Below are 16,364 nucleotides of genomic sequence, written 5' to 3' on the forward strand. Positions count from 1 at the left end.
TTCATCATTCCATTAACCTCCACTTTTCTGAATCCAGATCCCACTTCTTTGCCCTGAATCCTCACGGTTGGACATCCCGAGTGTCATTATAGGATATAGAGAAAATGAAGTCTATCGGACCGATGACGCAGTGAAAAAACGACGCTGAACATAGCAAAAAGAGGCATGAGCCCATGGTCATACCCCTTCTTGTATCAACCTTATACCGCTTGTCCAACCCGGCATTTCCGTAGGCAGGCAGACCCGTACAAAAGTTGCGTTGTATTTATTGACAATTACTCGGCCAGTTCCTGACCCTTCGTTTCCCGGCCCCAGAACAGCACAGCGGCTGCGCCAATGAGGATTGTCACGAAGAAAATCGTGAAAATCAGGCTGATTGCCACTTCGCGCTGAACCAGCATACCGACCATTAATGGTGCAAGTACGCCACCGATCCGGCCAACCGATGTAGCTAGACCAACACCTGTCGAACGAACAGATGTCGGGTACAATTCCGGGCTGTAGGCGTACAGACCACCCCAAGCTCCCAGATTGAAGAAAGAAAGACAGATCCCTGCGGTCAGGATCGTCGCTTCCGTTGTTGCCAGTCCGAACGCAATCGCACTGAATGCAGTCAAAGTAAGATACACAACAAGTACGAATTTGCGACCGTAACGTTCAATGAAGTACGCCGCGGTGAAGTAACCTGGCAACTGTGCGATCGTCATGATCAGCACGTATTGGAAGCTTTTAACCAACGTAAATCCTTTCGCCATCACAACCGAAGGTAGCCACAGGAACATACCATAATAAGAGAAAATGACGGTAAACCACAAAATCCAGAGCATCAACGTTGTACGGCGATGTGGTGCGGACCAGACGGTAGCCACTTTCTCGCGGAACGTGATTTTATGAAGTTTTGTATGATTCTTGTACCGCGGTGGGTCCTGAATGGCACGACGCAGATACAGTGCATAGAACGCCGGAAGCGCACCAATGGCAAAGGCAATTCTCCATCCGTACTCCGGGATGACAAAGTTGGCAATGAGCGCAGATACAATCCAGCCCCCTGCCCAGAAACTTTCCAATAATACAACGGCACGTCCCCGTTCCGCTGTAGGCATCGACTCCGATACCAGTGTAGACGCTACGGGCAGCTCCCCGCCAAGTCCAATACCCGCAACCAGTCGCAGTGCACACAATACGGCGAATCCAGTCGCCAGTGCAGATAGGCCGCTTGCAATCGTGAAGATTAGCAAGGTCCACATCAATATTGCCTTCCGTCCAAATCGGTCCGCAAGTGCACCTGCAAGCAAAGCACCTAGCGCCATACCGATGGAGTTAATACTCGTAAGCACGCCGACCTGTCCGGGACTGAGACTCCATTCCTTGGCGAGTGCAGCCACGATAAAGGAGATCATGCCGACTTCCATCGCATCAAACAGCCAGCTCATGCCAGCACTGAACAGCAGCTTGCGCTGCTTGGGATTCCGCAATACTTCCAGTTTGCTCATCACTTATAGCTCCCTTGATCTCTATGTAGTCATTCTGACACTAAATCATTATTATGCAGAATGCTCCAGAAATCAATGCAAAATAAGCTTTTCCTTCCGATTTCTGCGATAGCTTACCCCTTGAGTGAACCCGCTGTCAGACCTGCAACAAAGTAACGCTGGAGTATAAGGAACAGCGCGATCATCGGAATGGCTGTTACCAGCACACCCGTAAGCATCATCGGATAGTTCGTCACGTATTCTCCGCGGAACTGCATAAGCGCGAGCGGTAACGTTAGCTTGGACTTACTGCTGAGCATCAGCATCGGAATAAGTAAGTCATTCCAGACCATGACGAGCAGGAACGTAGCCGTTGCCGCCAGCGAAGGTGCAGCCAGTGGCAGTGCAATCCGCGTATAGAGTCTCCATTCACTTGCTCCATCCATACTGCCCGCTTCCAGAATCTCCGAATTGAGCATGCGCATGAAGCCTGTCAGCATAAATACAGAGACAGGCATGAGCATCGCAGCGGATACGACAATCAATCCCGTGAGACTGTCCGACCATCCAAGTGTACGCGTGAGGGAATAGATCGGCAGCATACTCACCTGGGAAGGAACGATCAGACCGGCTACGAACAGAGCAAACACGATTTTGCCTACGCTGCCACCCCAGCGGACAATGGCATAAGCAATCATGCTGCTCAGTAATAACTCAATTGCAACCGTACCCAGCGTCACAACCAGACTGTTCCCGAAATATTGCCACATCGGCTGATTACGGAACATGCCAGTGATGTTATCCCACGTAAACGGGTCCGGCCAGCTGAACGGACTGGTGAAGAAGTTGCTGCTTGTTTTGAACGAGGATACGAACACAAAGTACAGCGGCACAAGGATCAGCAGCGCGTACACCAATAAGATCAGGCGATTGAACCATTTTAAAAACATGTGAACTCCCTTCTGCCTCGGTTGCAGGATGAATGCTCCAACATCAACCTCAATAGCTTACCCGGTCAGCGCGTAGTGCCTTGAACTGCAATAACGTCAAGAGCGCGAGCAACACCAGGAAGATCATGGAACCGGCAGAAGCCAGACCAAATGAATAGCTGCCAAAGGCGGTATGATAGATATATGTTGTCAAAATTTCAGTTGCATAGTTCGGGCCTCCGTCCGTCATTGTGAAAATGAGGTCAAATGCCTTGAACGACTGAATGGTCGTATAAGCCACAACAATCGTTGCCGAAGGTGCCAGCAGCGGCCAGGTCACGGTACGGAATACCTGCCATTTACTGCCGCCATCCATACGAGCCGCTTCATACAGTTCTGCCGGAATCCCTTGCAGACCCGCGATAAATACAATCATCATCTGGCCAGCATGGGCCCAGACTTGCACCGCAGCGATGGAATAGATGGCGATCTTGGGATCACCAATCCAGTTACGGGCGATGCTGCTCATCCCCGCTTCATTCAGTCCATAGTTGATTAGTCCGATAGATGGATCATACATAAATGCCCAGATCAATCCGACCGATACGGAGGACAGAATCGCAGGCAGGAAATACAATGCCCGAAGCACAATGCGTGTCTTGGTATTGCGTACCAGAAGCAGGGCCAGGACAAGTGAAATAAAGGTTTGTGCAATAACAACCGTTAACATGAACTCCACGTTGTTGCCAAAGGCTTTGCGGAATACGATGCTGCTGAGACTGTCCTTGTAATTATCCAGCCCTACAAATGCATACGACGGGGATACCCCATCCCAATCCGTAAAGGAGTAGAACAGCCCCGTCAATGTAGGAAATACGAACAATCCAACGTACAGCAGCAACCCGGGGATCAGAAACAGGGATAGCTGAAGACGGTTTTTCATCGTTTATTTCCCGATATGCTGATCAATGATCGCTTGTGCCTGCTGTGCTGCTTCTTCTGGAGAAGTACCGCTCAGCACGGCCTGAATGGAGTTGGTTACGGCTTTTTGATTGTCTCCGTTCAGGATGGTGAACCGTGGCTGGAACACGGTTTTTTTGCTTGCCCAATCTCCCGCTACCTGAAGCTCAGGTGTATCATACTTCACATCATTTACCGTTACATTCTGTCCCGTCTGGTTGGCGTATTCGCCAGCCACTTCCGGATTGCTTAGGAATTCGATGAACTTCTTCGCTTCTTCCGGATGTTTCGACTTGCTGTTCACCGCGAGCATGAATGTCGTCGTATGAACCCCTTCATACTTCGTTTGATCTGCACTTACGGTAATCGGTGCAAGCAGTTTTTGCTCCAAGTTCGGATTTTGCTGTTTGTTCTGAGCCAATTGATACGATCCGCTTGCCAGCATCGCTGCTTTCTCTTGAATAAACAGCGCTCCAGCCGCAGGGTCCTTCGTGCCCAATGCATCCTGCTGGAAGTAACCTTTATCGTTCAGTTCCTTGAATTGAGTCAATGTTTTCACCCAAAACTCATCTGTCAGTTTGGCTTCGCCCGCTTCTACTTTGGTAAAAATGTCGTCACTCGGTGCATTGTTCATCACCATCGTGTTCATGAATTGCCCTGGACCAATGTCCGCTCCGGCAAAGGCAATCGGAATGATGCCATTGTCTTTCAGCTTCTGGCAAAGTGCCAGGAAGCCTTCCCAATCGGTTGGTGGCGTCAAGCCGTATTGTTCAAACAGTTTCACATTATAGATTGGATCGTTATATACGAGTTGGTACGGAATTGCATATTGTTTGCCATCGTGCTGTCCTGATTCAATCAGCTTCGAATTGTAGGCCGACAGGAACGATGATCCGGTCAGATCCGTGAACAATCCGGCTTTGGTGAAAGCCTCGAACTGTGCACCCGGGAAGGATGCAAATACATCCCCTACCGAACCGTCACTGATTTTAGATTGAACGGTGGATTGGTATTGATCGGAGGGCAGCGTCTGCATCTCCACTTTGATGTTCGGGTTTGCTGTTTCAAATGCGTCAATGCTCTTATTCAGTGCTTCCACATCTTCTCCACGCCAGTGCATGAAGCTGAGGGTCACTTTGCCTGAACCTGAGGAGCCGTTCTCTCCAGATGACGCGTTATCCCCACCGCCGCAAGCTGACAGCAGGATGGACATAACCAGCATACTGACGAGAGGCAGGATTAATTTTTTATTTTTTTTCATGAAAAGGTGACCTCCTGAGGATGATTAATGTAAGTTGCATGAATGTTTTTACACTGGGCACTCCGAGTGCAGTACCATCTTCCGATCGCTGTTATCCCCGGATTTCTTTGAATCATTTCTTTCAATGGTTAAAATCCGGGGATAAAGGCGAGCGCTCCGCTTCTTCAGATCGGTTCTGCCCTCTCCGTTAAAGTGTAAAAAAAGGGGCACTTACTTAGTTGTTAGTAACTGAATGCTGCTTCTGTCTTGTTTTCCATTGCTCACGAATGATCGGCATCACGGTGCGGCCGAAGATTTCGGCTTCTTCCAGATGCGGGTAACCGGACAGAATGAAAGTCGTAACGCCGAGATCTCCATATTCCATCAATCGTTCGGCGACCTGTTCAGCTGTACCTACAATGAGGATCGCACCGCCGGAACGTACAACGGACAAGCCTGTCCACAGGTTGGGACCTACGACAAACTGCTGCTTCTCGGACAGTTCCCGTAGCTCGTTCTGTCTTCGTTGGTTGGTTGCATCCGTCTCCGCAAAAGCAGCTTTGGCTTTCTCGATGGCTTCTGGTGGTACTTTGCTAATAATCTCCCACGCTGCTGCCCATGCTTCTTCCTCGGTATCCCGAATGAGCACCTGGGCACGCATGCCGTAACGCAGCTGACGATCTTGTCCCGTTTCCTCTTTCACCTGCTGACGAATGACCTCAATCTCTTCGATCTGCTCCTGAATCCAGTCATGGGGCTCGCCCCACATGAGGAACGTATCCGCATGTTCAACGGCGACCTTTTTGGCAATCGGTGAACTTCCTCCCAGATAGAATGGTGGATGCGGGTTTTGCACCGTCTCCGGCATGCCTACCGGTCCTTTGAAGTTGTAATACTGGCCGTTGAATTCAGGATTGGGATCGCTGGGTGCATCTGCGCTAGAGTTCGGACCACTTCCTGCGAACTCCGTCAGATTCAGTCCCGTCGATTGGGTCCATGAACGCTTCATAACTTCCATATACTCGCTCGCCCGCACATACCGCTCATCATGCGCATGTGCCAGTGGATCGCCGAGTTCCTCCAGATCTCGAACAGAACTGCCTGTAACGACATTGATCATGGCGCGACCGCCTGAGAGCTGATCCAGTGCCGCTCCCATTCGTGCAGCGAGTACAGGTGTAACCAAACCCGGGCGAATGGCGACAAGGGGACGCAATGTCTTCGTGTGACTCATCACAGCTGAGCCGACCACCCATGCGTCCAGACAGGCTCCCCCTGTCGGAATCAGTACAAATTCGAATCCTGCCTTCTCCGCCGTCTGTGCCACATCGATCAGATAATCCAGACTCGGCTCCCGCTCCGGGGCAACCCCTACATACTTACCGTCCCCTGCTGTAGGCAAAAACCATCCAAACTTCATTTCTTCCTGTTCGCTCACAAAATTCAATCCCTTCTATGAATAAATAAAGTCTCATATTGAAAATAAAGTCACTGTTCTGGCAACTTGGCCGTTTCGGTTACGAATCGTTCTTACGATCACTGTTATCTCCAGATTTTTTGATTCCCTTTTCTAAGGGAAAATCCGGAGATAGCTTATGCTTCCGATGTAGCTTTCTTTCAGAAAGCTTTCAGGTGAACACTACGTTTCTTCAGAATCGATTTCGTCCCCTCCACTACGTTTGCACTTGTTTAAAACTTCTTTTCAAAGTGTGCCTAATTTCTAATTCATCTTAATAATAAACATCCAAATGCCGATTAATTAACTTGGTTTAATAGGTATGGACATCATATCAATTGATTTGTCTGTGAGCAATGTCATTTCGCGGCAATTTTATTTTGTCATTTTGTGGTCTTTTCTCAGATTTAGGTCTTCCTGATCTTGAATATATATAAAACCCACCTGTATAATAGGTTATAAGCGAAACTTTTAGATCGTATCTACGATACTTATATAATAAAGAGGTGTTCCTGATGACCGAGAGCATGAAGGAGGACCACCATGAGTTTTTGGAACTTATTTTCTTCACGCCATCTGAATTCGAGAAAGCTGGTGGCGCCTGGCCGATTCGCATCGGACGAAATATAGCCAAGACCAACTACCATATTGGCCCGCGTACTACGCCTTATCATTATTTGTTATTTGTGCTGGAGGGGGAAGGTACATTCATACAAAACGGACAGCGTCATGCCCTTCGAGCCAGGGATGCATTCTGTCTGTTTCCACATGTTCCCCATGAGTACTGGACTGATTCAGAGAACACGTTGCAGAAAATATTTATTGCATTTGACGGTGCACATGCAGCCGAACTGCTGTCTCGAATTGGACTTACACCCGACTCACCGTACCGTTCAGGTGTACTGACCCCCGAGACTGCAAGCGCCATGCGCTCATTCATGGAGGATGTTCGCAAACCTCAGGATGGAGCGAGCGATCTGGGACGACTCACCCGGTTTCTAAACCTCTTTGACCGGATAGCCCGTTCCCCCGCAACCAAAGGATTGCAACCGGATTCAACCACGCCTTGGCTTCAGAAAGGCAAGGATTACATGGACATTCATTTTGCAGGCGGCATCTCCGTGGAAGGTGTGTCCGCTCATGCTGGTGTAGATCGAACCCATTTTGCCAAACAGTTCCGCAAAGCGTATGGTCTGTCTCCCGTGCAATATATCCAACAATTAAAAATGAATCAGGCCAAACGCCTGCTGGTGCAGACTCAGCTAAGCTTAACAGAGGTCGCTCATTCCGTAGGTTACCCGGACTTGTTTTCCTTCTCCAAAGCATTTAAAAAGCACGTTGGTCTGCCTCCCAATCGCTATCGCACAGCAGAGAGTACTAAAGAGTAAAGGAGCGGCCTTTCGCTTCCCAGCCTATGATCCATATCTCGGGCACGCTGCCGCCTCTATAGAATTGCAGTGAACTCCTGAGTTTCATATCCTGCACATCATAGTGCTGCAAAACCATTACGAAATCTACCACCAAAAAAGGCAAGCCCCTTCAACCCGGGACTTGCCTTCTTTCTATACTATAGTCTTGACTACACGTACCTGAAACTAGGAACTTTTTTACGTTGACCTAACGCTATTCCTTCTCCTCATTCTTGCGCGCAAGCGGAATACCGTTCTCCTTCGCATACCATGCTTCATAATGATGCACAGCTACACCTGCAAATGAAGAATGAGAGGTACCCAGATCGAACACCTTCGCCATTTCTTCATTCATATTGCTAACCGGTTTACGGAAAAAGGTCAGGTGATCCCCCTCGTGTGTGTCCGCGAGCTCCGCTCCAATCCAGACCTTCTTACCGAGATCATCTGCTTCGTCCAGCTCTTCCTTGGACAGATCATACATCTGCTGCCCACTGTCCCGGTAAGCCATAATTGCCACCGCATCGAAGTGGGAGATCACCCAGCGACTGAATGTACCATCACCCTCAGCCGACTGACGGGCATCAAGCCAGAACGGAATGGCAGCACTCATATACAGTCCGGCATCCTCTCCTGCTTTTGTCCAGGACTTCATGTTGTTCTGCCACTCTGCAATGACGCTGCTCTCCTCGTTCTCCCATCGCTTCAGCTGATAAGGCTCTACATCCAGTTGAATGCCTTGGAAGCGTTCATTCTTGCTGGAAACTTCATTGTATGCTCGTACTCGCTCAATAAAAGCAAGCCCTTCATCCCGTTTCTCCTCATAGGCCCAGTCAGCATGACCGTTAAGTCCATGCACTTCAATCTCAGCCTGCCGGGCAGCCGCAATGAATTTGCGGTATGTTGCGTCAGGCACCTCATCCTGGATTTGCAGGAAGATGGTATCCACACCCTGTTCCTTGGAAAAGGCGATAATCTCCGGCGTCTGCTCTGCAATAATGGACGCGTCCCACAGCCAGGTCGCTTTGTGTTCCTCCGTCGAGAACCATTTGAACATCCAGGACAGAAGCAGCAGGCACAACACCACAGCCAGAATGGCCCATTTCGCCCTACCCACCAGCTTGCCCCGTTGCCTCATATATTTCCTCAGACGAGCAACGCTTCACTTGGCTCAAGCACAGGATGCTGTACCGAGTGACCAATCTTGTAGATATGCGGATGTGTGTATGAACGGAATGCATTACGTGTATCCAGAATTGGTACACCCATCTCGGCAATATCAAAGTAAGGCAAATCGCTGTGGTTGGTGATCAGCACGATGCAATCGTACTTCTTGAATTGTTCCAGATTGAACGCTTCGCTGTGTACAGTCTCCCCATGCTTATCTTGGAAGGAATCCGCATGTGGATCGTAGTAGCTAACGTTAGCTCCACTTTCCTTGAACAGTTCATATACTTCCAGTCCTGGTGATTCACGCAGGTCGGCAATATTTGGTTTGTACGACATGCCGAGTAGCAGAATATTGGATTTACGTACGGATTTAGCGTATTCGTTCAGAATTGTTGACGTTTTGTTCAATACATAATATGGCATGTTGTCATTGGTGGATTGCGCCAGCTCAATGAATTTGCTATAGAAACGGAAGCCTTTGGCTTTCCATGACAGGTACATCGGATCCAGCGGGATGCAGTGTCCACCGATACCTGGGCCTGGATAGAATGGCATGAAACCAAATGGTTTCGTCGCCGCCGCGTCAATAACTTCCCAGATATCAATGCCCATGCGGTCGCACATCATCGCCATTTCATTCACAAAGGCAATGTTTACGCTGCGGAATGTGTTCTCCAGCAATTTGGACATCTCAGCCACTTTCGGCGAAGATACCGGCACTACGGTTTCAACATACTTGCTATACAGTGCTGTTCCGAGCTTCAAGCAAGCTTCGGTCGTGCCCCCGATTACTTTCGGAGTATTATATGTCGTGAAGCGTCCGTTCGACGGGTCCACACGTTCAGGCGAGAAGCAGAGGAAGTAGTCTTTACCCGCTTCATGTCCGATCTTGTCCAGCTTCTGTTGAATCAATTCTTCGGTTGTGCCTGGATAAGTGGTGCTCTCCAAGGTAATCAGCATGCCTGGTTTCATATGCAGTTTGATCTGATCCACAACGGTCTCGATGTAAGACGTATCCGGGTCCTGATTCTCACTGAGCGGTGTAGGTACGCAGATACTGAGTGCGTCGATCACGCGCAGCATGCTGTAATCCGTCGTTGGCTGGAAACGGCCGCTTTGCATTACTTTTTTCAATTCATCAGACGAAATATCGTGAATATAGGAATCTCCTTGATAGATACTCTCTACTTTGGACGCATCCAGATCAATTCCGATTACCGTGAAACCTTGATTGACCATTTCCACGGCAAGTGGAAGTCCTACGTAACCGAGCCCGACGACGCCGAGTACAGCTTCTTTATTTTCAATCGCATTCAGTAATGTGTGGAATTGTTGATTCTCCATGATATTCCCTCCGGACAATGTATTTGGTGGTGCTTAAAATCCATGTAAATAGATGGTTTTCTGTTCATTTAAGCTATCTTCTAATGAAGGCAGCGTCTAATTCGGGCATCCAGTTCTACAGGTGAGAACGGTTTGGTCATGTAATCATCGACTCCGCTGCGGAAGCACTGACTGATCGTCTGCTCTACACGTTGCTCGGTCAATACGACGATTTTGGGTGGCTGCTCCATCTCCAGATTCTGGATATGATGTATGAACGGCAGACCGTCGATGCCATATAGATTCAGTTCGGTGAGCACTAGATCAGGTGTGACTTTCTCAATCAACTCCAGTGCAGCCAGTCCATCGACAGCTTCATAGGTTTCATATCCCTGCATTTTCAGACGCAGCTGCAGGAATTCGCGTACCGTCGGATCGTTGTCCACAATCAAAATACGTTCCGGCTCGTCCGCCGTCGTGTCCAGCGTGTAGATATGAATCTCCGATGAATCTATAAGCTTCGAGGATTCAGCCATATGCTGAATGGTTGCCTTCGAAGGGCGCTCCCCCTCCGGGAAACTGGCCAGTGTAATCTGTGGATCGGCACCGGGAACGCTCTCTTGCAGCTCATGTTTGATCCGAAGCCCTTCATAGTGAACCTCATCCAGTGACAACCCTGGCAGCAGGACAGCAATCGCCTGGGTCGCCCCATCCGTCCACACCTGGAAAGCAGACTTGCTTGTCTGCTCCAGATGTGTCCTGACCTGCTGCTCAGGTTGAGAGTTTCCTGCACAATGGATGAACATTAAGCCGCATGTTTCGGCACCCGTTTCTTTCAATCCCTGTTCTACACTTCGGTACACATTAACGGCAGCCTCACGCTGCAATGTCGCCGTATTTGGCATGTTCTTTTCCACCCTTCTCCTCGATTATCTATATAAGTCCAAAAAATATTATTTACACTGACACTCCGATGACAGAACAACCTCCTGATCGCTGTTATCCCCAGATTTTTTTAATTCCTTTTAAAAGGGGAAATCCGGGGATAAGCGTATGCTTTCGATGCAGCTTTCTTTTAGAAAGCTTTTAGGCGCACGCTTCGCTTCTTCAGTTTATTTCTATCCTCTCCGTTATCGTGTAAATGTCTAGTTGGACATATAATTGCTTTGATTATTCTTTACTCAAGCGGCTTCGCTTGTTTTCTTCTCATCCTCGGACCAGCTCTGACGTGTCATAGTACCCCATGAATTGTTGTTTTGCATGAACTGCACATGTCCCTGCAATCTCCACAGTACGCCAAGCTGATGGTAACCGACGAACTTCAGCGCGGAGTAGACCAGCATTTTGACCAGATCGGAGAGCTTGTTGTAACGCTTGAATGCAATCTCCTCCAGGATAAGTGCGCCTACACTCAGCAGGTAACCACACACGAAGTTCAGTAATCCGAACAGAACCAGGATCGGCCACTGGGTCATATCCAGAAGCACATATCCGGCGAGTGCCAGAAGTCCGGTAATTCGGAAATACGGATTCAGCGCTTCAAAAATAACGTTATATGGCATGGTCACCATACCCATAACCTTATATTTCGGATTGAACAACATGCCACGATTCTCGATCATGTTCTTCAGATTCCCGCGACCCCAACGCTTGCGCTGACTGGACAAGATCCGGTAGGAATCCGGTGCCTGCGTCCAGCATACGGCCTCAGGACAGAAGGCGACGCGGTACTTCAATTTGTTTTCCAGCATATAACGGTGGAGCTTGATGATGATGTTCATGTCTTCCCCAGGATAACCATCCCGGTATCCACCTACAGCGATAACAGCGTCCTTACGGAACATGCCGAAGGCACCGGAGACAATGATTAGACCGTTCATGTGACTCCAGCCAATCCGTCCGCCCAGAAAGGCTTTGAGATATTCGATCGACTGGAACATGGGCCAGATCTTACGAGGCAGCGATACATCTTGCACTGCCCCGTTTTCAATTTTGCAGCCATTGGCTATCCTTACATCTCCACCGATGGCCACCGTCTCTTCCGGATTCTCCATATACATGCGAGCCATGCGGATCAGGGCATCCTTCTCCAGCAACGAATCAGCATCGATGGAGGAGATTAACGGATAATGGGACAGGTTGATTCCTGCATTGAGAGAATCGGCCTTCCCGCCATTTTCCTTGTCAATGACATACAGATCCGGGAACTCCGGATTATGATAGATCCCACGAATTTTCTGACAGGCGATCTTGCCCCGAATCTTCGTATTGGGTACCGGCTTCAGGCGATATTCTTCCAACAGGATCTTCAGCGTGGCATCGCTGGAGCCATCATTCACGACGATGACTTCATACGTTGGATAATTCAGCGTCATCAGGCAATTCACATTTTCAATAATCGTCAGTTCCTCGTTGTACGCTGGTACCAGCAGGGAAACCGAGGGCACCAGTTCCGAGCCTGACAATGTATTGTATTTGGAATAATGCGACCGCCGGAAGATCGTCCAGATGTTACGGAATGATAACGCCAGAATGGAAAAGTAGAGCGTATTGACGAAAACAACATAGTAGATTGCGACCATGCCGTAGATTAATAGTAGATCCCTAAGCAGTGTAATCCCCTCCTACCGTAGCCACACCTGTACGTTTCTTGCTGGTTCTATTCTCTCGTACAGGGCCAAAATAACGATCGTAGAGCAGTCTTTTTTTGTTATGTGCAATCATCTGCTCTACAGCTCTGTCCTCAGTTCTTGTGTGCTGCATGGTACTCTCGATCTGCTGCATCGCAATCTCGCGCTCAGCACCGGTACCTTGCACCGCAGCCTGACACAGCGCTTCGAATCCCGGTTCGCCCAGCTTGCTCAGACTCTCCGCACTGTTATAGCGAACTCTCCAGTCCTCATCCCGCAGCGCTTTGCGCAGTAATGGAATGCTGCCAGATGCATGTTTCGAACCGAGCGCTTGCACCACCTCGGCGCGAACTTCCGGATCGGGGTCCTGGATCAGCTTCAGAATCGTCTCATCTCGGAGTGCCGGACTTGCGCTAAGATACAGCTTCACCGCCTCGGCACGTACATCCTGATGTTCGGCGCCTACGAGTCTGTCGAGGGCAGGCATCACTTCAGGTACAGCTTGTCCCCACATCGCAACGAGTCCGACTTTGACAAAATCAGGATTCCGATCTTCCAGCAATTCGATTAGAATTCTGCTCGTATCCAGACTCGTCTCAAGCAGAATATCTGCTGCCAGATGGTGAATCGACTTGCCTTTGGTTAACAGTAACGCCAGCATGTCTTTCAGTTCATCTTGTCGAGTCGTACATCTGGAGATGGAACGACCAATCATAATGGCCATCGGGCCTGGCTTCTCATCCTTCAGCAATTCCATCAAACCCGGAACGGCTTCGGGACAACGCATGCCACCCAAGCGATAAGCCGCTTCAATCTGGCGACCGTAACGCAGACGACCCAGTTCCTTCAGGTCGTGCTCTACGAATCCCGCTTCACGGCACAGTGCAATTAATTTGTCGCGGTACTCCCCTTTGAACTGGTCAATCCATTCAATAAGCCTGTCCTGGATGACCCGGCGTTCGAGCGGAGCCAGCTTGCCTGGTGGCAGTCTGAGCGGACTATTCTCGGTCAAGGCCGTTTGCAGATAAGTGAAGTAGTCACGCTGTTTCAATTCATAGAACGCAATCTTGCGTCGTTTGCCGTTGTGGGACATTTTCATGGCAAACAATACGATGACGCCTACAACAACAAGTGCGATACAGATGTACAAAAACAGATAGGCCAAAGCCAAACTTGAAAACATGTGAAAAGGTCCTCCTTTATACTCATTTATTCGATCTGAAAACTAGGAATTTTTTCGTAGCTCTTCTTCATTTTCTCGTAGCTTAGTTTCAACCGCTCGCTATACTGGACCTGTTCCCACGGCTGCCAGCTGTACACCGGCAACGTCTTCAGGTCCAAGGTCGTCTGTTCGCCCCCAGGCCAGGACACCTTTTCCGTGGCACGGTCCATTAGCCATGGAATGAGGGTAACACCTTCCACAGTAACTGTGGAGAACTCACGGCCATTCTTGAGCGGTTCATAGTCAATCGCTTGCAGCGAACTCGGATCACCGAACCCGAGCAGCATCCAGGGAATTCGCATCTCCACCTGATTACCGTTATACTGCCATGTCGTTAACGAATCCGTATCGGACTGACCGGGTGCTGTTGTTCCCCGCTTCAATGTCCCGACCTTTGCATTCATGAACGGGTGGGCAGATCGAGTATTCGGCGGTGTCATTTTCAGACTGACTGCCAGATTCCATGGATGGAAAGGATCTGTTGAAACAGACTGATTGTCTGGTAACATGTCATATCCATCCTTGCCGTACAGACGCTGATTAAAGTCATAGTCCTTGGCGATCTCCACCTGTGACTCCTCATCCTGCCCCAGTGTAATCACCGTCTCAAGACCATCACTGAGCGTACGGCCCGGAAGTAACTTATCAGGCTGACTGCCTCCGGCAAGTGTATCGGTCCCAATCCGCAGCACCGTCTGATCCGGGTCAAAAGGTTGATCCAAGGTCAGCCCAATATACAGATAGGCTTCATCATGGGTCATCTTCATCTCCTGAATGCCGTCCACTTGGCCCTGCCAGGTGGTGACTTCTTCATCCTTCAGATCATCCCAATCATCCAGTGACCCATCCATGGTCAACTGTTCCTGTTTACCCGGGTCCATGGCAAGCAGACCAAACATCTTCTCGTTCGTCAGTACGTTCAGCCAGTATGCCCGGCGATCAGCCGGGATTTCCAGTGGCATCGTGTTCCATGTTTTTTTGAACCACTCATCCTGCCACATGAACACAATTGCTCCCGAGTACCCTTCATCATAGATATCCTGCGTCAATGACGCGTCAATATCTCCCTGCTCCACCTCGTTATGTCCGCCCTGATTCCGGCCTCCCATACCCAGATGGGAAATACCCAGAGAAGAAGGTACACCATACTCTGTAATCATTACAGGCATATCGGAAAACTCGGCTTTGAGCTTACGCAGATAACTTTTGTACGTGTTGTACTCACCATTCTCATCTTTGATCGTTTGGAGTGTTTTATCGATATGGAACAGATCCGGGTAATACGGGTACACGTGGTAGGCTGCAAAATATCCACCCTCCCACGCCTCCGGCTGAATATGACGGGCATCCACACTCACGAGATCCTCTTCATACAGCGGCTCCCCGGGATGATCCAGCACATCCGTGGTTACCCAGTTGGTGAAGGTCATCGGATGCTCCCATCCATACTTCTTCTCCAGGACCGCTGTATGATCCAGCAGTTCTGCGAGCCAGTTCTCGAACGGTGACGCTTCTGGACTCGCGGAGAAATGAACTCCCTTGTATTGCGGCACGTCCGCATGTTTCGCGTTCGTATTGTCTACCATCGCCGGGTCCCATTCCGTACCCACATGCCAGGCCATCAGATATTTTCCAGCATTCGTCTTGTATTTGCCGCTGGACTCTCCCTGCTTGGCAGGAATGTCCGCATCGCCATAGACAGCGGATACTGCCTTTTCAATCTCCTGCTTGAACGTCTGCTCAATATGGGCAGCATAGGCATCCTGCTTCTCAATCAACTCTTCTTCAGGTGACCATATGCCCTGTATAAAATATAATGGTTGCTCCCGGCCACGATTGTATTCGACCAATGCAGAGTAAAAAATCGGTTCGTGAACCGTGTATACCCGGATCACATTGGCTCCCAGATCCTCGATCTGCTGGAACCACCGCAAGTAATCCTCTTTGGTCAGCGGGAATTCTCCCGGGTAATGCCCCGGTGAAGTTGCGCCCAGGTTGACACCTTTGACGAACATCTCCCTCCACGTTCCATCCGGCCCGTATTCCATGAACCGGTCTCCATCGGTCTTGAATTTCATCTCCGTGCCGTTCTCCGCTGTGTACGTAACGAGCTTGGGTTGCATATAGTGCCATCCGGCAAATATCCCGCCAGTCACCACCACTGCTCCTGTCAACACCGTTAATAACCAGCGTCTTCGTCTTTGTCTGCTCATGTCTTTAGATTGCTCACCTCTCTATTATGCATCCTGCTTCAACACCGAATGGTCCAACATGAAGCATAGGAATCATTCCGCTTCGGATGTCCGCTTGGTAGAGATGTCAGCGGTGTAGTTCTCACTATAGCGCTAAGACTCTGCATTTGTAACTAGGCTGATGGAAGCAAACATGAAATGGAACATTCTGCCCATGATTCGTAAAAAAGTCCATCAACTACCACTCGGAAGCCTCTGGGATACCGCTGATTCCCGAACACTAATATTTGCTGGAATTGATGGATTAGATGCCCTGCTAATCTTGCACTTCTGAAACCTTTATTGTTATGTGCAACGCGGG

The 16,364-nt window shown here is 49.4% G+C and carries 12 protein-coding genes; 1 reads left to right on the forward strand and 11 read right to left on the reverse strand.

Annotated elements, in window-relative coordinates; genetic code table 11:
• Window positions 1–275: 275 nt before the first annotated feature.
• The 5 genes from FS628_RS14055 to FS628_RS14075 all read right to left on the reverse strand — a co-directional run bounded on the left by FS628_RS14055 (window position 276) and on the right by FS628_RS14075 (window position 6,021).
• Window positions 276–1,493, reverse strand: coding sequence for an MFS transporter (locus FS628_RS14055; RefSeq protein WP_036614537.1), 1,218 nt, complete (start codon window positions 1,491–1,493; stop codon window positions 276–278).
• Between the two features lie 113 nt (window positions 1,494–1,606).
• Window positions 1,607–2,422 carry a carbohydrate ABC transporter permease gene (locus FS628_RS14060; protein ID WP_145322780.1) on the reverse strand — a complete coding sequence of 272 codons (816 nt, stop codon included), beginning with the start codon at window positions 2,420–2,422 and terminating at the stop codon, window positions 1,607–1,609.
• Window positions 2,423–2,471: 49 nt separating this feature from the next.
• Complete coding sequence (locus FS628_RS14065) at window positions 2,472–3,344, reverse strand: carbohydrate ABC transporter permease (protein WP_017687487.1); 873 nt, start codon at window positions 3,342–3,344, stop codon at window positions 2,472–2,474.
• Window positions 3,345–3,347: 3 nt separating this feature from the next.
• Window positions 3,348–4,622 carry an ABC transporter substrate-binding protein gene (locus tag FS628_RS14070; RefSeq protein WP_145322782.1) on the reverse strand — a complete coding sequence of 425 codons (1,275 nt, stop codon included), beginning with the start codon at window positions 4,620–4,622 and terminating at the stop codon, window positions 3,348–3,350.
• A gap of 214 nt (window positions 4,623–4,836) precedes the next feature.
• Complete coding sequence (locus FS628_RS14075) at window positions 4,837–6,021, reverse strand: LLM class flavin-dependent oxidoreductase (protein ID WP_145324152.1); 1,185 nt, start codon at window positions 6,019–6,021, stop codon at window positions 4,837–4,839.
• Window positions 6,022–6,572: 551 nt separating this feature from the next.
• Here FS628_RS14075 and FS628_RS14080 point away from each other — a divergent pair.
• A complete protein-coding gene (locus FS628_RS14080) occupies window positions 6,573–7,445 on the forward strand; it encodes an AraC family transcriptional regulator (protein WP_145322784.1) in 873 nt (290 codons plus the stop codon).
• Window positions 7,446–7,680: 235 nt separating this feature from the next.
• Here the strand turns inward: FS628_RS14080 and FS628_RS14085 are convergent, their stop codons facing one another.
• The 6 genes from FS628_RS14085 to FS628_RS14110 all read right to left on the reverse strand — a co-directional run bounded on the left by FS628_RS14085 (window position 7,681) and on the right by FS628_RS14110 (window position 16,024).
• Window positions 7,681–8,604, reverse strand: a complete 924-nt coding sequence (locus tag FS628_RS14085) for a hypothetical protein (RefSeq protein ID WP_145322785.1) — start codon at window positions 8,602–8,604, stop codon at window positions 7,681–7,683.
• A gap of 8 nt (window positions 8,605–8,612) precedes the next feature.
• Window positions 8,613–9,980, reverse strand: a complete 1,368-nt coding sequence (locus FS628_RS14090) for a nucleotide sugar dehydrogenase (RefSeq protein WP_145322787.1) — start codon at window positions 9,978–9,980, stop codon at window positions 8,613–8,615.
• An 80-nt stretch (window positions 9,981–10,060) separates the two neighbouring features.
• The gene (locus FS628_RS14095) at window positions 10,061–10,864 is read right to left on the reverse strand and encodes a response regulator transcription factor (protein WP_145322789.1); all 804 of its coding nucleotides are present in this window, start codon (window positions 10,862–10,864) and stop codon (window positions 10,061–10,063) included.
• Window positions 10,865–11,140: 276 nt separating this feature from the next.
• On the reverse strand, window positions 11,141–12,541 hold the full coding sequence (locus FS628_RS14100) for a glycosyltransferase family 2 protein (protein WP_186327819.1): 1,401 nt from the start codon (window positions 12,539–12,541) through the stop codon (window positions 11,141–11,143).
• Between the two features lie 22 nt (window positions 12,542–12,563).
• Window positions 12,564–13,772, reverse strand: coding sequence for a HEAT repeat domain-containing protein (locus FS628_RS14105; protein WP_145322791.1), 1,209 nt, complete (start codon window positions 13,770–13,772; stop codon window positions 12,564–12,566).
• Between the two features lie 26 nt (window positions 13,773–13,798).
• Complete coding sequence (locus FS628_RS14110) at window positions 13,799–16,024, reverse strand: hypothetical protein (RefSeq protein ID WP_145322793.1); 2,226 nt, start codon at window positions 16,022–16,024, stop codon at window positions 13,799–13,801.
• Window positions 16,025–16,364 lie beyond the last annotated feature (340 nt).

The organism is Paenibacillus xylanexedens (assembly GCF_007676705.1).
GTDB classification, from domain to species: Bacteria; Bacillota; Bacilli; order Paenibacillales; family Paenibacillaceae; genus Paenibacillus; species Paenibacillus xylanexedens_C.